The 14,353-nt window shown below is 69.7% G+C and carries 11 protein-coding genes; 4 read left to right on the top strand and 7 right to left on the bottom strand.

Going from position 1 to position 14,353, the window contains the following annotated elements:
- Positions 1-12: 12 nt before the first annotated feature.
- Positions 13-1,590 carry a cobyric acid synthase gene (locus C5O27_RS13425; RefSeq protein ID WP_208651358.1) on the bottom strand — a complete coding sequence of 526 codons (1,578 nt, stop codon included), beginning with the start codon at positions 1,588-1,590 and terminating at the stop codon, positions 13-15.
- 144 nt (positions 1,591-1,734) lie between these two features.
- On the opposite strand from C5O27_RS13425, the gene C5O27_RS13420 reads away from it, so the two are divergent.
- A complete protein-coding gene (locus C5O27_RS13420; RefSeq protein WP_127962906.1) occupies positions 1,735-3,924 on the top strand; it encodes a protein kinase domain-containing protein in 2,190 nt (729 codons plus the stop codon).
- Positions 3,925-3,939: 15 nt separating this feature from the next.
- On the opposite strand, the gene map is transcribed toward C5O27_RS13420, so the two are convergent.
- On the bottom strand, positions 3,940-4,803 hold the full coding sequence (gene map, locus C5O27_RS13415; protein WP_006359286.1) for a type I methionyl aminopeptidase: 864 nt from the start codon (positions 4,801-4,803) through the stop codon (positions 3,940-3,942).
- A gap of 174 nt (positions 4,804-4,977) precedes the next feature.
- Between map and C5O27_RS13410 the strand changes: the two genes are divergently transcribed.
- Genes C5O27_RS13410 through C5O27_RS13400 form a run of 3 tightly spaced genes read left to right on the top strand, consistent with a single transcriptional unit; the run spans position 4,978 to position 7,849 of the window.
- Positions 4,978-5,955 carry a heme/hemin ABC transporter substrate-binding protein gene (locus C5O27_RS13410; protein WP_127963840.1) on the top strand — a complete coding sequence of 326 codons (978 nt, stop codon included), beginning with the start codon at positions 4,978-4,980 and terminating at the stop codon, positions 5,953-5,955.
- Entirely contained in the window at positions 5,952-7,061 is a 1,110-nt protein-coding gene (locus tag C5O27_RS13405; RefSeq protein WP_035754103.1) for a FecCD family ABC transporter permease, read from the top strand. Before C5O27_RS13410 ends, C5O27_RS13405 begins: the two co-directional genes overlap by 4 nt.
- The gene (locus C5O27_RS13400; RefSeq protein ID WP_006359283.1) at positions 7,058-7,849 is read left to right on the top strand and encodes a heme ABC transporter ATP-binding protein; all 792 of its coding nucleotides are present in this window, start codon (positions 7,058-7,060) and stop codon (positions 7,847-7,849) included. Before C5O27_RS13405 ends, C5O27_RS13400 begins: the two co-directional genes overlap by 4 nt.
- On the opposite strand, the gene C5O27_RS13395 is transcribed toward C5O27_RS13400, so the two are convergent.
- From C5O27_RS13395 to dxr, 5 genes are all read right to left on the bottom strand, one after another.
- Positions 7,846-9,684, bottom strand: coding sequence for a penicillin-binding transpeptidase domain-containing protein (locus C5O27_RS13395; RefSeq protein WP_127962905.1), 1,839 nt, complete (start codon positions 9,682-9,684; stop codon positions 7,846-7,848). The two genes, C5O27_RS13400 and C5O27_RS13395, sit on opposite strands and share 4 nt — an antisense overlap.
- A gap of 82 nt (positions 9,685-9,766) precedes the next feature.
- Positions 9,767-10,603 (bottom strand): GNAT family N-acetyltransferase, encoded by an 837-nt coding sequence (locus C5O27_RS13390; RefSeq protein WP_035754163.1) that lies wholly within the window; start codon positions 10,601-10,603, stop codon positions 9,767-9,769.
- A 62-nt stretch (positions 10,604-10,665) separates the two neighbouring features.
- The gene (ispG, locus tag C5O27_RS13385; RefSeq protein ID WP_006359280.1) at positions 10,666-11,853 is read right to left on the bottom strand and encodes a flavodoxin-dependent (E)-4-hydroxy-3-methylbut-2-enyl-diphosphate synthase; all 1,188 of its coding nucleotides are present in this window, start codon (positions 11,851-11,853) and stop codon (positions 10,666-10,668) included.
- Positions 11,854-11,918: 65 nt separating this feature from the next.
- Positions 11,919-13,145: a M50 family metallopeptidase gene (locus C5O27_RS13380; RefSeq protein WP_127962904.1), complete on the bottom strand. Its 1,227-nt coding sequence runs from the start codon at positions 13,143-13,145 to the stop codon at positions 11,919-11,921.
- 34 nt (positions 13,146-13,179) lie between these two features.
- Positions 13,180-14,352, bottom strand: a complete 1,173-nt coding sequence (gene dxr, locus C5O27_RS13375; RefSeq protein ID WP_035754162.1) for a 1-deoxy-D-xylulose-5-phosphate reductoisomerase — start codon at positions 14,350-14,352, stop codon at positions 13,180-13,182.
- Position 14,353 lies beyond the last annotated feature (1 nt).

Genomic DNA, 14,353 nt, shown 5'->3' with positions numbered 1-14,353 from the left:
TGACGCTGATCTTCAGTCATTGGGCCACGATAGCGTCTGCGCCGAACCGGTGTCGGGGTCCAGGTGATGGCGGATGACGGGCGCCGACACGGGCGGACCGTCCTCGATGAGATGCATCACCGCGTCCATGTCGAGATGCTCGCTGACCAGGTCGGCCATCGTGTCGACCTGTCGCCGCCGGATCGCCTCCACCTCGGTGTCGCCCGCGACCCGGAAGTCCGGCACACCGGCCTCGGCGGCCACCTCGGTGAGCAGCCGACGCCGAAAGGCGTCGTTGGCCAGCAGTCCGTGCCAGTGCGTCCCACGGATCGCGCCTCGCACCGCACCTTCGGGACCCGCGGCGTCGTCCACGATCCAGGTGTCCTCCCGCGACCCGACGACCCGCCCGTGGTGGATCTCGTAACCGCTGATCACCTCTCCACCGCGGCTGGTGCCGCTGACCTGACGCAACGTCTTGTCGGTGGCGAAGGAGATGTCGAGATCGAACACACCGAGGCCGTCGACGCGGCCACGACCGGATTCGATCGCGTCGTCGATGGTGCGGGCCAGCATCTGGAAACCCCCGCAGATGGCGACGACCGGGGCGCCCCGGGCCGCGCGGGCGGTGACCGCGTCGGCGATCCCGCGGTCGCGCATCCAGGCGAGGTCGGAGACCGTGGCACGGGTTCCCGGGATCACCACCAGGTCGGCGGCGGCGACACTGCCCGGGTCGTCGACCCAGGTCACGTCGACGCCCGGTTCGCAGGCGAGCGCCTCGACGTCGGTGGAGTTGGAGATGCGGGGCAACCGGATCGCGGCGACGCGGAGCCGCGCGCCCGGACCGGCCGGGTTCAGCGGCGGTCCGACCCGCCGGCCGACGGGCGCCGCCAGGGAGTCCTCGGCGTCGAGCCACAGGTCGTCGGCGAACGGCAGGACACCGAGGGTCGGGCGGCCGGTGATCTCCTCGACCTGCCGGAGCCCGGGTTCGAGGATGCTCGGGTCGCCCCGGAACTTGTTGACGACGTAGCCCGCGATCAGCGCCTGGTCTGCGGGTTCGAGGATCGCGGTGGTGCCGAACAGCGAGGCCAACGAGCCACCGCGGTCGATGTCGGTGACCAGCAGCACCGGGAGCCGTGCGGCCTGCGCGAGCCCCATGTTGGCGATGTCGTTGCGGCGGAGGTTGATCTCGGCGACCGAACCCGCTCCCTCACAGAGCACGACGTCGAAGTCGCGGCGGAGCGCGGCGAGCTCCTCGGTGACGACCTCCCTCAGCCGGGACCGCCAGGCCATGTAGTCCCGGGCACCGACGTCCCCGGCCGGGCGCCCTCGCAGCACGACATGGGAGCGCCGGTCGCTGCCGGGTTTCAGCAGAACAGGATTGAACCGCGTCGAGGGTTCGAGCCCGCAGGCGAAGGCCTGCAGGGCCTGGGCGCGGCCGATCTCACCGCCGTCGAGCGTCACCACCGAGTTGTTGGACATGTTCTGCGCCTTGAACGGCGCGACCCGGACGCCGTCGCGCGCGAGAGCACGACAGAGACCTGCGACGAGGAGACTCTTACCGGCGTCACTACTGGTCCCGCCCACGAGCAACGCACCACCGAGATCGGCCACCACGACAGCGTAGTGGTGGGGTCGTTCACACGACGCACCACTTGCCTCGCCGGCCGCTCCGGCTGGTTACAGTGACGGCAACGCCTGCGAGGGCGTGGTCGGGAGGGCCTGTGCGAGCAGGTCGGGACAGGGGGGTCGTCGGGCGTGGAGATCGTGGAACCCGGATCGGTGTTCGCCGGGTATCGCGTGGTCTCCCTGCTCGGGCGCGGCGGGATGGGCCAGGTCTGGCTCGTCGAACACCCGACACTGGGCCGTCGCGAGGCCCTGAAGATCATCTCGCCGAATCCTGCGGACCCCAGCTTCCACGAGCGGTTCCGCAACGAGGCCCGGACAGCGGCGGCCCTCGATCACCCGGGCATCGTCACCGTCTTCACCCACGGCGTCGAGCACGGCAGCCCGTGGTTCTCGATGACCTACCTCGACGGCAAAGACCTCACCGGCGCCGGCCCGATGCCCGTCGACGAGGTCGTCACCATCGCCGGTCGCGTCGCCGACGCTCTCGACTACGCGCATGGTCAGCGGGTCATCCACCGCGACATCAAGCCGGCGAACATCGTCGTCGCCCGCGGACCGGACGGCCGCATCACCCGCGTCACGGTTCTCGACTTCGGTATCGCCCGACTGGTCGACGGCAACAAGATGACCGCGACCAACCTGTTCGTCGGCACCCTGGCCTACGCCGCCCCCGAGCTGCTCACCGGCGAGGCCGCGATCCCCGCCTCGGACCAGTACGCCCTGGCCTGCACCGTCTTCCAGCTGCTCACCGGCCGTCAGCCGTTCCCGGGCACGACGCCGATGGCACTCATCTCGGGTCACGTGAACTCCCCCGTGCCCCGGCCGTCGGACCACGATCCGGCTCTGGCGCATCTCGATCCGGTCTTCGCCCGGGCGCTGGCCAAGCAGCCCGGCGACCGGTTCGCCTCGTGCACGGACTTCGCGCGGGCACTCGAGCAGGCGGCGGCCGCGGGCCCGCGTCGTGCGGCGCCTACCACGCCGGCCCCGGCGTTTCCGCCACGCGTCGGCCATCACCCTCCGGCTCGGCAACACCCGCCTACCCGGCAGCGCCCCCCGCTCCCGCCACCGGGCTACCACCCGCACCGGCCACACACCCCGGCCCCGGTCTTCGCCGGCGGCTTCACCCCGGCACCGTCCGAGAAGCGCACCGGACTCCTCGTCGGCGTCGGCGCCGGTGTCTTCGTCCTCGTCCTGGCGCTCGTGATCACCGCGATCGTCCTGGTCGGCTCCGACGACGCCCCGGCGACCACGACCTCAGGGACCTCGACGCCTTCGCGTTCGTCCGCCGGATCGACCAGTGCCACAACGGGTTCGGGCGACTTCGAGTCCATCGCCTCGAGCGGCGACAGCACCTGCGCGGTGCGTGGCGGCGAGCTGTTCTGCTGGGGCGGAAACCTGTACGGCACCCTCGGCGACGGTTCGACGACGGACCGGGCGCGCCCGGAGAAGGTGTCCGGTCTCGAGGACGTGTCGGCGGTCGGCATGGGCGGCCTCGGTAGAACCTGCGCGATCGCCTCGGGCGACCTCTACTGCTGGGGCCAGGGTGCCGGGCCGACCGGCCAGAACGTCACGCTGCCGACCAAGGTGTCCGGCCTGACCGACGTGAGCGCGGTGGCCGTCGGCCTCACCACCTGCGCGGTCAGCTCCGGCGACCTCTACTGCTGGGGTAACAATCTCAACGGGCAGACCGGTGCGGGCACCGACCCCACCATCCCCACACCGACGCGGGTCTCGGGTCTGTCCGATGTCACAGCGGTCTCGACCTCGCACACGACGACCTGTGCCATCGCCGCGGGCTCCGCCTACTGCTGGGGCAACAACGCCGACGGGCAGGTCGGCGATGGCACCACCACCAACCGGCCCACCCCGACCAGGCTCGACCTGGACTCCCCCTCCTCGATCAGCACGAGCCTCTATTCGACGTGCGCGGTGGCGAACGGTTCCGGCGGCTCGGGGACCGTGTTCTGCTGGGGCGAGAACGGTTCCGGTCAACTCGGCGACGGCACCGAGGTCAGCCGACAGCGACCGACCCCGATCGATGTGCGGGGCGCGACACAGGTCTCCACCGCGGGTTACGCCGCCTGCGCCGCGGCGAGTGGTTCCGCCTACTGCTGGGGTTCGCGGAGCACGCTCCCCGACCACGCACCGAGCCGGATCAACGGGCTGTCGGGCGTCACCCAGGTGACCACCGGCTCGGCCAACGTGTGCGCGGTCGCGGGCGCCGAGATGTACTGCTGGGGACTCAACGGCAAGGGACAGCTCGGCAACGGGACCACGACGACCAGCAACGAGCCGCAGCCCGTGCGCTTCCCGGCCTAGTCAGGGGAATGCCGATCAGGCGTCCGGCAGGGTCAGGATCTCTGCGCCGTCCTCGGTGACCACGAGGGTGTGTTCGAACTGCGCGGTCCACTTCCGGTCGGCGGTCACCACGGTCCAGCCGTCGTCCCACATCTCCCAGGCGAGGCCGCCGAGGTTGATCATCGGCTCGATGGTGAACACCATGCCGGGTTCGAGGACGGTGTCGACGTTGGGCTCGTCGTAGTGCAGCACCACGAGCCCGTTGTGGAAGGTCTCGCCGATGCCGTGCCCGGTGAAGTCGCGGACGACGCTGTAGCCGAAGCGATTCGCGTACGCCTCGATGACGCGACCGACGACGTTGAGTTCGCGTCCCGGCTTGACCGCCTTGATCGCCCGCTCGGTGGCGGTACGGGTGCGCTCGACGAGATCCACGACCTCCTGCTCGACGTCCCCGGCGAGGAAGGTCGCGTTGGTGTCGCCGTGCACGCCGTCGATGTAGGCGGTGACATCGATGTTGACGATGTCGCCGTCGGCGATGACGGTCGAGTCCGGGATGCCGTGACAGATCACCTCGTTGAGCGAGGTGCAGCAGGACTTGGGGAAGTCCTTGTAGCCCAGCGTCGACGGGTAGGCGCCGTGGTCGACCATGTACTCGTGCGCGATCCGGTCCAGTTCATCGGTCGTCACGCCGGGTGCGACGGCCTTGCCGGCCTCGGCGAGCGCATTCGCGGCGATCTTGCCGGCGAGGCGCATCTTCTCGATGGTCTCCGGCGTCTGCACCCAGGGTTCGTGGCCCTCGTTCACGGTGGGTTTCCACACGTATTCCGGCCGCTCGATGGAGTCGGGCACGGTCCGGATCGGCGTCGGGGTACCGGGGGTCAGGACACTGCGAACTGGCATGCGAACCACTTTATCCGCCCGTCCGAGGAGGACCGGCGCGCGGACGGCAAGCTCGCGACAACTAAGCTCGCCCTAAGACTTCCACGCAACTGGGCGTCGGAAACCGATTCGAAGGTGGTGACGGTGGGCGCGTCGATCAGATCGGTGCGGGCCTTGCTGGTGGTGGTCCTCACCATGGTGACCGTCTCGGCGTGCTTCGTCACCCCGATCGAACAGGACCGGCACTCCCCCGGTGCGCACCTTCGCAACGGGCCGCAGACGGCCGCCCTCGACGGAAACGACGTGACACCCGTCGCCGACGATCCGAGATCGGCACTGCCGGTCACCGTCGATTCCGTTCGCTACGGACCGGTGACGGTGACCGACACCAGCCGGATCATCGCCGTCGACGTCAGCGGCACCCTCGGCAGCATCGTCTTCGCTCTCGGCATGGGCTCGCGGGTCGTCGGCCGCGACACCTCGACGGCCTTCCCGTCCGCGATCGGACTCCCGGTGGTGACGAACCGCGGGCACATCCTCAACGCCGAATCCGTTCTGGCCCTTGCACCGACGGTCCTGCTGGTCAGCGAGTCGACGGTACCGGTGACCGCGGTGGACCAGATCCGCGACTCCGGGGTCACCGTCGTGGTGTTCCCCGCCACTCGCGACCTCGCGTCCAACGACACGTTGATGCGGTCGGTCGCCAAGGCACTCGGCGTTCCCGAGGCGGGTGAGAAGCTCGTCGACCGCACCGATGCGCAGATCGAGGCGGCCCGCGATCTCGTCCCCGACCCCTCCGGCGACCCGACGATGGCCTTCCTCTACATCCGCGGCCGCAATCTCCTGCTCCTCGCCGGTCCCGGTTCGGGCGCCGACGATCTGATCGCCGAACTCGGCGGCCGGGACGCCGGTGAGGCGGCCCGGCTCACCGGTGCGTTCACCGCCGTCACCGCCGAGTCGATGATCACCGCCGACCCCGACGTCCTCATCGTCATGACCCAGGGCGCCGACACCGTCGGCGGACCCGACGGGGTGCTGACGCTTCCCGGGATCGCCGACACCGAGGCGGGCCGCAACCGCCGCGTCGTGCAGATGGACGAGAGCAAGATCCTGGCCTTCGGCCCCGATGTCGGACTCGTCCTCTCGGCGCTGGCGAAGGCGATCTACACGTGAGCATCCCGACCGCCGAGACCAGGACCGACGCCGCGGCACCAGTCGCCGCCCGCTCGCACCGGATGCGCAACACCGTCGTCGTCGCCGTGATGCTTCTCGCGACCGCGACGCTCGCGATCGTCTCCGCCGGGATCGGTCAGGTGGAGATCCCACCGTTGGAGGTGCTCGGCAGCATCGCGCACCACTTCCACCTCGAGATCGGGCCGCTGCCCTCACATCCCAACGGCGAAGGGGCGCTCTGGAACGTCCGGTTCCCGCGCATCGTGCTCGGACTGTTCGTCGGTGCCGCACTCGGCGCCGCGGGGTGCCTGCTGCAGGGCGTCCTCGCCAATCCGCTCGCCGAGCCGAGCATCATCGGGGTGTCCTCCGGGTCGGCCATCGGCGCCTGCCTGGTGATCGTCCTCGCGGGTGGATCGGCGGGAGCCGGTGGGGCCGCCGGGAACTGGGCGCTGGCCGGCGCGGCCTTCCTCTTCGGACTCGTCACCGCCGCCGCGGTCTACCTGCTCTCGCTGCGCGACGGATCGTCGTCGGCGATCATGCTGGTGCTGACCGGTATCGCGGTGAACGCGTTCGCCGCGGGCGTCATCGCCTTCCTGACCTTCGTCGCCTCCACCGCCGCCCGCGAGCAGATCATCTTCTGGCAGCTCGGTTCGCTGGCCGGACGCACCTGGAGCGAGATCTGGGTGGTGGCGCCACTCGTGGTCGTGGGCGTCGCCGCCTGCGTACTGCTGGTCCACAAACTCGACTTGCTCGCCCTCGGTGAGATCCAGGCGGCGTCGCTCGGCGTCAACGTGGAATCGGTTCGACGTCAGGCGATCGTGCTGACCGCGATCCTCACCGCCGCGGCCGTCGCCTTCGCCGGGATCATCGCCTTCGTCGGCCTCGTGGTCCCGCACGTGATGCGACTCATCGTCGGCCCCAAACACTCGATCCTGCTGCCCACCAGCGTGATCGGTGGGGCGCTGGTCATCACCGGCGCCGACCTCGCGGCCCGCACGATACTCGGCGACGCCGACCTCCCCCTCGGCATGTTCACCGCACTGATCGGCGGGCCGGTCTTCTTCATTCTGCTGCGCCGCAGCCGTCGTGCGGGAGCGGGCTGGTGACCGCCGTCGTGCAACCCCCGGGTACGCCGGGCATCGCCGCCGAGAGCGTCCGGGTCGAGCTCGGCGGCCGTGAGGTCGTCCGCGGTGTGTCCCTGGAGGTCCATGCCGGCGAACTCGTCGCGCTGGTCGGCCCAAACGGATGCGGCAAATCGACGCTGCTGTCGGTGTTGTCGGGCACGCGTCCCCCGAAGAGCGGTCGCGTGACCATCGACGGACGGGACGTGTCGACCACCTCGCTCCGCGAGCTCGCACGACACCGCAGCGTGGTCACCCAGCAGAACCGCGTGGACACCCCGTTCACCGTTGCCGAGGTCGTCGCCATGGGCCGCTATCCCTGGTTGCGGACCCCGCGGGCCGCCGACTCCCCCGCGGTCATCGCCGACGCCGTCGACCTGTGCGAACTCTCCGACATCGTCGACCGCCCCTTCGCCCAGCTGTCCGGCGGACAGCAGGCGCGGGTGTCGCTGGCGCGGGCGCTGGCCCAGGACACCCCCGTGATGATGCTCGACGAGCCGACCGCCGCCCTCGACATCCACCACCAGGAACAGGTCCTCGAGATCCTGCGCATCCACCGCGATGCCGGAAACGCCGTGCTGCTCGTCGTGCACGACCTGACCCTCGCCGCGGCTTACGCCGACCGCATCGCGGTGATGAAACACGGTGAGCTGCTCGCCATCGGTTCCACCGACGAGGTGATGACGGCCGAACTGCTGAGCCGCACCTACGACCATCCGGTCGAGGTCATCGACCACGGCGGGCGCCGGGTGATCCTGCCCGAACGCAGCTAGGGCGTACGGATCGCGTACCCCGGGCCCAGCCCGTCGAAGAAGTCGCGGGTGACGGCGACCGCGTTGTTCGAGTCGCCACCGCGGACGACGAGCGTCGCGAAGGCGATGTCGCCGCGGTAGCCGGCGAACCAGGCGTGTGATCCGCCGGCGAATTCGGCCTCACCGGTCTTGCCGAACACCGCTCCACGACCGTCGATGACCGACGCGGTACCGCTGGTGATGACCGCGCGCATCATCGGCCGCAGTTGCTGGTAGACCTCCGGCGGCATCGTCGGGGTCGGCCCCTCGATTTCGGTGGGCTTGTCCAGGATCAGTTGCGGCACCGGGGCTTTGGAACCGTTGGCGACGGTTGCGGCGACGAGCGCCAGGCCGAGGGGTGACACCAGCACCTTGCCCTGGCCGAAGCCGTCCTCGCTGCGTGCGACCAGTTCGTTCTCGATGGGCACCGACCCGGACACCGCGTCGACGCCGGCGATCGAGTACCGCTGACCGATCCCCATCGCCGCGGCGGCGTGGGCGAGGTCCGACGGACCCATCTGGCTGGCGAGCTTGGCGAACGTGGTGTTGCAGGACGCGGCGAACGCCTGCAGCATCGACACCGTGCCGAGCGAGAAGCCGTTGTAGTTCGGGATCAGGCGCGGACCGATCTGGATCTCCCCCGGGCAGCCGACGGTGGTGTCGGGTCCGGCCATCTTGCGGTTGATGGCGGCAGCCGCGGTGACCATCTTGAAGGTCGAACCGGGCGGGTACAGGCCGGTCGTCGCGATCGGACCCTGCCGGTCGGCGTTGGGGTTCTGTGCGACGGCGAGGATTCGGCCGGTGGACGGCTGCACGACGACCATCGCGACCTGGAACCTGTTGGCGGCGTTGACCGCTCGCTGAGCGGCGTTCTGCACGGTCCGCGACAGGCTGAGCGACACGGCGGGCGACGGGTCGGCGTCGTGGTCGGCCAGCACGTCGGCGTCGAGTCCGTTGGGGTTCACCGAGACCACCCGCCAGCCGGCACGTCCGGCGACCTCGCCGTCGACGACCTTCTTGACCTCGGTCAGCAGCGCCGGCGCGAACTTCGGGTCCTTGGGGACCAGCTCGGCCTGTTCGTTGGTGACGACGCCGGGGATCGCGAGCTGGTCGCGCAGCCGGTCGAACTGGGCGTGGGTGAGGCGGGCCAGTGGATACTGCTGACCGTTCGAGGTGACCTGTTCGGTGATCAGCTGCTCGTCGAGGTCGCGGTTGAACCGACGCAGCACGGCGACCGCGCTCGTGACCGAGGACGCGACCGAGGCCCCCAGTTCGGTGGCCTTCTCCGGGTCGAAGTTCACGCCGACGACAGTGCCGTTGACCATGACCTCCGAACCGTCGGCCTCGTTCACCGTCGCCCGGGGCGCCTCGATGATCTGCAGCGAGAGTCGTTGGTCGGCGCCGAGTTTCGGATGGACCGCGGTCGACGCCCAGCGCACCGCCCAGCCGGAGTCGGATCGGCCCAGGCGCAGCGTCGCGTCGTACGACCAGTCACGACCGCGCGGCAGCGCCCAGGTGTAGTCGACCTGCACCTCGGCGGTGTCACCGGTGACGCGGACCCGGCCGGCTTTCGCCTCGAGCTCTTCCGCGGCGAGTCCCGACCACGCCGACTCCATCGCCGAGCGGGAGGTCTGCGGCACGTCGGTGAGGGCGGCCGCGGCGTCGAGTTCCTGTTGCGAGTACGCCTCGAGGAATCGTTCTGCGGCCCGGCGCGGGCCGTCGTCCTCCGCGGACGAGCAGGCGGCGGTCGCGGTGATCACGACAGCACAGACCGCGACGATCACCGCCGGGGTCCATCGAGTTCGCGTGCGCCACATCGCGGTCGAGTCTAGGGCCGCGACGGGCCGATCCCGGGAAGCCACGCGGGAGGCCACGGTGTGACGTCGCCCGGAGATCCGTTCAGTCGACGAGGACGGTCGCGAAGGTACCGACCTCGGTGAACCCGATACGGTCGTACACCGCACGGGCGGTCTCGTTGAAGCTGTTGACGTACAGGCTCGGAAGTCGTCCGTGGGCGGCGACCGCCTCGGCGACGGCCGCGGTGCCACCCAGGCCCAGACCCTCACCGCGTCGGTCCGGCGACACCCACACACCCTGGATCTGGCCGACGCGCCGGGACAGCGACCCGATCTCCGCCTTGAACACGACATCGGGACCGTCGAAACGCGCGAAGACACGTTGCGCCGAGATCAGCGACGCCAGCCGTCTGCGATACGAACGTCCGCCGTCGCCGGCCGTCGGGTCGACGCCGACCTCACCGATGAACATGTCGACCGCGGCCGGCATGTAGGCGTCGAGATCGTCGAGGGTCACCAGCCGCACGGCCGGATCCGACGGGACCGCCGGATTCCCGGACAGGACCAGCAGCGGCTGGACCGGACGCACCTCTCGCGCCGGACCCCAAACGGGCTCGATCTGCTGCCACATCGGCAACACCAGGTCGGCGCGGCCGACGATCGACGAGCAGGCGCGGGGTGCGGCGACCGCGCGATCGGAGAAGTAGTCGAGGTCGTCGGCGGACCCGATCAGCGGGATCAGGTTGGCGCCGGAGAAGCACAGCGACGTCGACGGATCGTGCGCGGTCCAGAGTTCACCGCCGAGCAGGCGCGGGTTGATGCCGTGGGTTTCGAACCTCGCGGCGACCATGCACATCGCCACCGGGTCGGACATGAGGACGCGTTCGACGGCCGCCGAGTCACGCGCGCCGAGCGGTTTGTCGCCCAGTAGCTTCAGCACCACCGCTCCTCACTTCCCCATGGGGACTCGCGACAGCGCCCGTTCGGTTCGGGTCGCGGACCCTAGGAGACGGTGACCACCGGCGGGCCGACGTGCGTGCCGTCTCCAGTTTCCCCTGATTCCTCGGCAATCCGCAGCGCTTCTTCGATCAATGTCTCCACGATCTGCGCCTCCGGCACGGTCTTGATGACCTCGCCCTTGACGAAGATCTGACCCTTGCCGTTTCCGGAGGCGACGCCGAGGTCGGCCTCGCGGGCCTCACCCGGTCCGTTGACCACGCAGCCCATGACGGCGACACGCAGCGGGACCTCCATGCCCTCGAGGCCGGCGGTCACCTCGTCGGCCAGCTTGTAGACGTCGACCTGGGCACGGCCACACGACGGGCACGACACGATCTCGAGCTTGCGGGGACGCAGGTTGAGCGACTGCAGGATCTGGTCGCCGACCTTGATCTCCTCGGCCGGCGGCGCCGACAGCGACACGCGGATGGTGTCGCCGATGCCCTCGCTCAGCAGTGCACCGAAGGCCACGGCCGACTTGATGGTGCCCTGGAACGCCGGACCGGCCTCGGTGACGCCGAGATGCAGCGGGTAGTCGCACTGGGCGGCCAGCTGGCGGTAGGCCTCGACCATGATCACCGGGTCGTTGTGCTTGACCGAGATCTTGATGTCCCCGAAGCCGTGCTCCTCGAACAGACCCGCCTCCCACAGCGCCGACTCGACGAGCGCCTCGGGCGTCGCCTTGCCGTACTTCTGCAGGATGCGCTTGTCCAGGGAGCCCGCGTTCACGCCGATGCGGATCGGGATGCCCGCGTCCCCGGCGGCTTTCGCGACCTCTTTCACGCGGCCGTCGAATTCCTTGATGTTGCCCGGGTTCACGCGCACCGCCGCACACCCCGCGTCGATCGCGGCGAAGATGTACTTCGGCTGGAAGTGGATGTCGGCGATGACCGGGATCTTGGACTTCTTCGCGATGATCGGCAGCGCCTCGGCGTCCTCGGGTCGCGGGCAGGCCACGCGCACGATGTCGCAGCCCGACGCGGTGAGTTCCGCGATCTGCTGCAGGGTCGCGTTGATGTCGTGGGTCTTGGTGGTCGTCATCGACTGCACCGAGATGGGGTGGTCACTGCCGACGCCGACCGAGCCGACGAACAGCTGCCGGGTCTTGCGGCGCGGGGCCAGCACCGGCGGGGGTCCGGCCGGCATGCCGAGCCCGATCGGCACGGCGTTGGCAGGAGTCGGGGCGTTCATCGCATTCACCTCTGGGATTCGGGTGTGGGTGTGTCGGGTGTCTGGTGGGAATTCGTTGTGGGAGGTCACCACGGATTGATCGGGTTGACGATGTCGGCGGTGAGGGTGAGCACCATGAAGCCGGCCATCACCACCACCGCGGCGTAGGTGATCGGGAGCAGCTTGTAGTAGTCGACTGCCGCGCCGGGGGCCCGGCCGAACCAGCGACGGACGGTGTCGCGGCCCTTCTCATAGCCGACGATCGCCATGTGTCCGCCGTCCAGCGGCAGCAGCGGGACCAGGTTGAACAGGCCGAGGAAGAAGTTGATGCTGATCAGCAGCATCCAGAACATGTCCCACAGGCCGCGTTCGACCGCCTGGCCGCCGAGCACCGAGGCACCGTAGACGCTGACCGGGGTGTCGAGCGCGCGCTCGCCACCGGTCACCGCGGTCCACAGTGCACCGATCTTGGTGGGCAGCGACAGGAGCGCGTTCCAGGTCTCCTTGATCAGGTCGCCGGTGAAGACGAAAGCACCCGGGATCACGTCGAGGCCGCTGAAGTCCTTGATCGCCGGCGGGGCGTCGTAGGCGATGCCGACCATGTTGTAGGACACGCTCTCGGTGGTGCCGTCGGCGCGCTTGGCGGTGACGGTGACCGGCTCGGGCGTCATCGTCAGGTCGAGGCGTTCACCGGCGCGGTCGACGGTGAGGACCACCGGGCCCGTGGACTCACGGATGACCGGGGTCAGGTCCGCGGCCTTGCCGACGGGTGTCCCGTTGATGGCCACGATCTCGTCGCCCGGGCGCAGACCCGCGGCGGCCGCAGGTCCGCCGCCGGTGCAGGGCGAGTTGGTCTGCTCGCCGTCGGCGATGGTGATCGTCGACGACACGCACTGGGTCTCGGCGACCTTCGCCGGGGTCGGCGGCGGGCTGAGATCGGGCAGCCCGAAGGTGAGGCCGACGATGATGATCAGGACGAAGCCGAGGATGAAGTTCTGCGCGGGACCGGCGAACAGCACGACGAGGCGTTTCCAGGCCTTCTGCTTGTACATCGCCCGGTCCTGCTCGTCGGCGGTGAGCTCCTCGTGCGGGGTCATGCCCGCGATGTCGCAGAAGCCGCCGAGCGGGATCGCCTTGAGTCCGTACTCGGTCTCGCCGCGGCGCGTCGACCAGATCGTCGGCCCGAAGCCAACGAAGTAGCGACGGACCTTCATGCCGGTTGCCTGTGCGGCCCACATGTGACCGCACTCATGCCAGGCGACCGACAGCAACAGCGCCACCGCGAAGAGCGTGACACCGATCGCGAAACTCACGTACTCACTCCATCCAGATCACGATGCGCACCGATCACGACGAGGCGGCGACCAGCTGTGCGGCGCGCTCCCGGGCCCACCGATCGGCGGCGAAGACCTCCTCCACAGTACCTGGCTCGACTCGCCACTGATCCGCCTCGCCGAGCACCTCACCGATGATCTCGACGATCCGCGGAAAACGGATCGTACCTGCGAAGAAGCCCGCGGCGGCCGCCTCGTTCGCGGCGTTGTACACCGCGGTGAGACTCCCGCCACCCCGTCCCGCCTCCCGGGCGAGCTCGATCGCCGGGAAGACCTTGTCGTCGACGGGCTCGAACGTCCACGCCGAGGCGGTGGAGAAGTCGCACGCGGTCGACGATCCGGGGACACGATCCGGCCAGCCCAGTGCCAGCGCGATGGGCAGCTTCATCGACGGCGGCGACGCCTTGGCGACGGTCGCGCCGTCGACGAAGGTCACCATCGAGTGCACGATCGACTGCGGATGGACGGTGACGTCGATGTGGTCGTAGTCGACGTCGAAGAGCAGGTGCGCCTCGATGACCTCGAGGGCCTTGTTGACCAGGGTCGCCGAGTTGAGGGTGATCATCGGGCCCATCGACCAGGTGGGATGGCGCCCGGCCTGCTCGGGGGTGACGTTGTGGAGCTGTTCGGCCGACCAGCCGCGGAACGGTCCGCCCGACGCGGTGAGGACCAAGCGGTCCACCTCGGCGGCGGTTCCGGCGCGCAGACACTGGGCAATGGCCGAATGCTCGGAGTCGACGGGGACGATCTGGTCGGGAGCCGCCGCATCGAGGACGAGCGACCCGCCGGCGACGAGGGACTCCTTGTTCGCGAGCGCGAGACGCGCACCCGTCCGCAGCGCGGCGAGCGAGGGCGCCAGGCCGATCGAACCGACCACGGCGTTCAGCACCACATCGGTTCCGCCGTCGGCGGCGACCGCATCGATCAGGTCGCACATGGCTTCGGTGCCACCGAGAACCGGCGCTCCGAGTCGTTCGGCGAGCTCGGCGGCGCGAGCCTCGTCGGCGACGGCCAGCCGAGATGCGGGGACCCCGAAGGCCGCGGCCTGATCGGCCAGCCGGTCGAGGTTCCCGCCACCCGCGCCGAGACCGGCGACCTCGAAGCGGTCGGGATGTTCGGCGATCACCTCGAGCGCCTGAACGCCGATGGAGCCGGTCGAACCGAGGATCAAGACACGTGTGGGCACG

It is taken from the genome of Gordonia alkanivorans (genome assembly GCF_004011905.1).
GTDB classification, from domain to species: Bacteria; Actinomycetota; Actinomycetes; order Mycobacteriales; family Mycobacteriaceae; genus Gordonia; species Gordonia alkanivorans.
This window is presented reverse-complemented; position numbering and strand designations above follow the sequence as displayed.

Bases quoted from the DNA above. Each gene is read 5' to 3' on its own strand.
- C5O27_RS13395 (WP_127962905.1), bottom strand. From the start codon at position 9,684: ATGTGGCGCACGCGAACTCGATGGACCCCGGCGGTGATCGTCGCGGTC.
- map (WP_006359286.1), bottom strand. From the start codon at position 4,803: ATGCCAGTTCGCAGTGTCCTGACCCCCGGTACCCCGACGCCGATCCGG.
- C5O27_RS13410 (WP_127963840.1), top strand. From the start codon at position 4,978: ATGGTGACCGTCTCGGCGTGCTTCGTCACCCCGATCGAACAGGACCGG.
- ispG (WP_006359280.1), bottom strand. From the start codon at position 11,853: ATGAACGCCCCGACTCCTGCCAACGCCGTGCCGATCGGGCTCGGCATG.